This window comes from Bradyrhizobium sp., from assembly GCF_050014615.1.
Lineage (GTDB): Bacteria > Pseudomonadota > Alphaproteobacteria > Rhizobiales > Xanthobacteraceae > Bradyrhizobium.
This window is the reverse complement of sequence record NZ_JBEKCZ010000330.1, coordinates 1-3,561: the sequence shown is the minus strand read 5'-3', so window position 1 is coordinate 3,561 and position 3,561 is coordinate 1. Positions and strand designations below refer to the sequence as shown.

Annotated in this window: 1 protein-coding gene and 2 pseudogenes; all 3 read right to left on the bottom strand. The window is 60.8% G+C overall.

Annotation, left to right across the window (positions count from 1 at the left end; genetic code table 11):
* Nucleotides 1-309: pseudogene (locus tag ABR948_RS29050) on the bottom strand (ABC transporter ATP-binding protein); the annotation flags it as partial.
* 132 nt (nt 310-441) lie between these two features.
* Nucleotides 442-2,511, bottom strand: coding sequence for an FAD-dependent oxidoreductase (locus tag ABR948_RS29045; RefSeq protein WP_428124682.1), 2,070 nt, complete (start codon nt 2,509-2,511; stop codon nt 442-444).
* 199 nt (nt 2,512-2,710) lie between these two features.
* Nucleotides 2,711-3,561: pseudogene (locus ABR948_RS29040) on the bottom strand (DNA-directed RNA polymerase subunit beta'); the annotation flags it as partial.

Here is a 3,561-nt window from a genome sequence, read left to right as displayed (position 1 = left end):
GACGCCGAGGCTGACAAATGTCAGGATCTTCTTGTAGTTTTTCAGAAACGGTTTGACGAACGCATAGACTGTCGCCAGCGCGCCAGCGGCTTCCTTGGCCGTAAAGACGACGAGTTCCTCATCGTCCTCGTCATCATCAAGATCGAGTTCGTCTTCTTCGTCGTCGTCATCGGCCGGTGACGACGCCGCCGGCTTGCCGCCGGTGCGACCAGCTACACCGGCGATGAGCTTCTCATCGAGCGCGGGCGCGGCCGGATCATCCGCGGCAGCGGCGATCGGATCATCCGGTGATGGAGGCCTGGACGCCATGAAAACCAACCGAAGCTGCACGGCCGGCATGACCGCAAAATCGACCCGGTGGTTCTACGCGTTCGGCAAAGCAACTGCCAACAACTTTCCACGGGGCGCCGCGCATTCGCGGCAACGGCAACTTGGATTAGTTCAATCGTCGGCTTCGACCTTGTCAAAGAAAGAGTAGCGCAGGCTCTCGGAGTCCGCATACCACTCGCCGGGTCCCTTGTTGGCGGCCAGCGTCGCCGCCCACAGCGCATCGGTGCAGTCGCGGCGATGCATCGACAGGTCGAATCCGTTGCTGAAAAACAGTTCCGACCATTCCCACCAGGTGCCAAGCTTCTTGACCCCGCGCAGCAGATCGTAGCGATCGATCAGCGCCGGCGCCATGTCCGACGTCACCGATCCGAATATCAGGCCCGACTTCATGACCCGGTTCAGTTCGCGAACAGCTCGCGATACCTGCTTTTCCGCGACATGGCACAGGCTGGTCTCGAACACAAAATCGAATTCGCGATCCCTAAACGGCATATCGACGATCGATCCGAGCTTGTTGAATTTTTTCAGCGCCTTCGGCGTTCTGGCGTGTATCGCGCGGTTGTTCTCGATGCCCCATGCATCGATCCCGCGGGCGCGCAGCGCGCCCACCAGTTCTCCGCTGGCGGATCCGGCCACCAGCAGTTTGTAGCCCCTGACGCGGCTCCAGACGATCCTGATGAGGTCCGTCAGATAGGCCGGATCGGTAAACCGGCTCCAGACCTCGCTGTAGGGGCCGAGCCCGCGATAATTCCTGAAATAGTCGCGATCGATCTTGTCGGAGGCGGGCTTGCCGGAAGCAGAACCGGCCCCCTCCCCGCGCGCACGACGCAGCCGCATCATCTCGGTGACGATGATGTCGGTCGCGGCATCGGAGGAATCCAGCAATCCGTTCAGTGTCGAGTCGAACAGATAGTCGCCGACCACCACCAGGCCGGGATGCTGTTTCGGGTCTGGCCGGTGATTCGTCATCACGTCACGCGCCGGCATGCCGCCGGGAAGCGCGTTCACCGACGACAGCCAGCGATGGATCTTGCCCTCCATGAGATGGGCGCGCGCATCGCCGAGCGAGGCCGGCAGCGACTTCAGCGCGGCATCGATCAGTTCCTGGTCGCCAAGATTGGCGAAAGCCAGCGCATCGGAGCCGGCGATCAGCCAGTTCAGGACGCCGTGCTTGCCGACGTCGTGGCGGGCGCCTTCGTTATAGACGCAGCAGCCGCCGAACGCCTCCGACATGAACCATGCGCCCGGAATCTTATCGCCCCAGAACGGCGCGTCGAACAGGATCGAAACCCGCAGATAATGCGCGGGCCGATCGAAATAGGCGATGTGCTTGACCATCGACTTGCGCAATTGCTCGCCGTCCCAGCGCATGGTGGCGAGCCAGGAGTGCGGCAGGCACATCACCACGAGATCGAAATCGCGGGTCTCCGGCCCCTTGCCGTTCATCATGTTGAGCTGATAGCGGCCGGCCGCGGTCTTGCCGATCTTGAGCACCCGGTGATTGAGCTCGATATCGGCATCGACCTCGGACTGCAGGCAGTCGATCAGCTGCTCGTTGCCGTTCTGGATCGAATACAGGCCGATATAGCCGTCGACATCCATCACGAAGTTCTTCAGCGCATTGAGCCCGTTGGTATTGTGGCTCTCGGTGGCGAGATCGGACCGCGCCATGGTCTTGAAGAAGCGCTTGGCGGTGGCATCCTCGATTTCGCGGTCGAGCAACGCCTCGCAGGTAATGTAGGCCCATGGATGTTCGTTGTCGTGCGCGCCGACGCCTTCGTAATATTCGATCGGGGACACCATTTCGGTACAGCGCTTGCGGAACGTCTCGATGGCGTCGGCGGTCTTCGCTCCATATTTGCGGCGCATGCCCGGCACGTCATTGAGCAATTCGCCGTCGAGCTGGACCTGCTCGGCGTCCATCGGAATGGTCTGCAGGCCGAAATGCTGGATTAGCTCGCGCAGCGGATCGGGGCCGGTCATGGAGTAATCGTAGATCTCGGCGACGCCGGCTTCGTACATCGCGGGCGCAGAATCGAATTTGCGCGTGAGAACCTTGCCGCCGACGCGGTCGGATGCCTCAAAAATGGTGACGCGACAAAGTTCACCCAGTTTCTTTTTGAGATACCAGGCACTCATCAGGCCGCCGGGGCCACCGCCAACGATTGCAAGATCCAACATCTATTTCCAAGTGTTCCCCGCGACCCTGCCGCGGTCCGCCAGCTGCCGCGGGCCCGCGATCTAAGTCGTTTGAGACGAAGCGCTTTTTTCCCTGAAGGGAAGATGAACGAACGACGCTAGCAGAACCAGAATAGCGAAAAAATAGCAAAAAAAGGCCGGCTTGCGCCGGCCTTCTCTCTAATCCATTGAATCTGCTTATTTATTCCGCGGGCGGCAGCGCCAGCGGTTCGACCTCGGGAGCCGCTGGCACGATGGTGGCCTGCTTTTCGCGCTCGTCCAGAATCAGCTTGTCGCGCTTCACGGCGACTTCCCGAATCTTGGCCATCGAGGCACCGGTGCCCGCCGGAATCAGGCGACCAACGATGACGTTCTCCTTGAGGCCTTCCAGCGGGTCCACCTTGCCATTGACGGCCGCTTCGGTGAGCACGCGGGTGGTCTCCTGGAACGAGGCCGCCGAGAAGAACGAGCGGGTCTGCAAGCTCGCCTTGGTGATGCCGAGCAGTACCGGCGTTCCCGTGGCGATCTTCTTGCCCTCTTCCTTGGCCCGGGCGTTGAGCTGGTCGAACTCGATCTTGTCGATCTGTTCGCCCGAGATCATGTCGGTCTCGCCCTGGTCGGTGATCTCCACCTTTTGCAGCATCTGACGGACAATCACTTCGATGTGCTTGTCGTTGATCAGCACGCCCTGCAGCCGGTAGACCTCCTGGATTTCGTTGACCAGATAGGCAGCGAGTTCCTCGATACCCTTGATCGCCAGAATGTCGTGCGGTGCCGGATTGCCTTCGACGATGAAATCGCCCTTTTCGACGATATCGCCATCCTGCAGATGGATGTGCTTGCCCTTCGGGATCAGGTACTCGCGGGTCTCCTCGTTCTTGTCCATCGGCTCGATCGAGATGCGGCGCTTGTTCTTGTAGTCGCGGCCGAAGCGGATGGTGCCGGCGATTTCCGCGATGATCGCCGCGTCCTTTGGCTTGCGAGCCTCGAACAGTTCGGCGACCCGCGGCAGACCGCCGGTGATGTCGCGGGTCTTGGCGCTTTCGGTGGAAA

Coding starts and splice junctions, on each gene's coding strand:
- ABR948_RS29045 (WP_428124682.1), bottom strand. CDS start 2,511: ATGTTGGATCTTGCAATCGTTGGCGGTGGCCCCGGCGGCCTGATGAGT.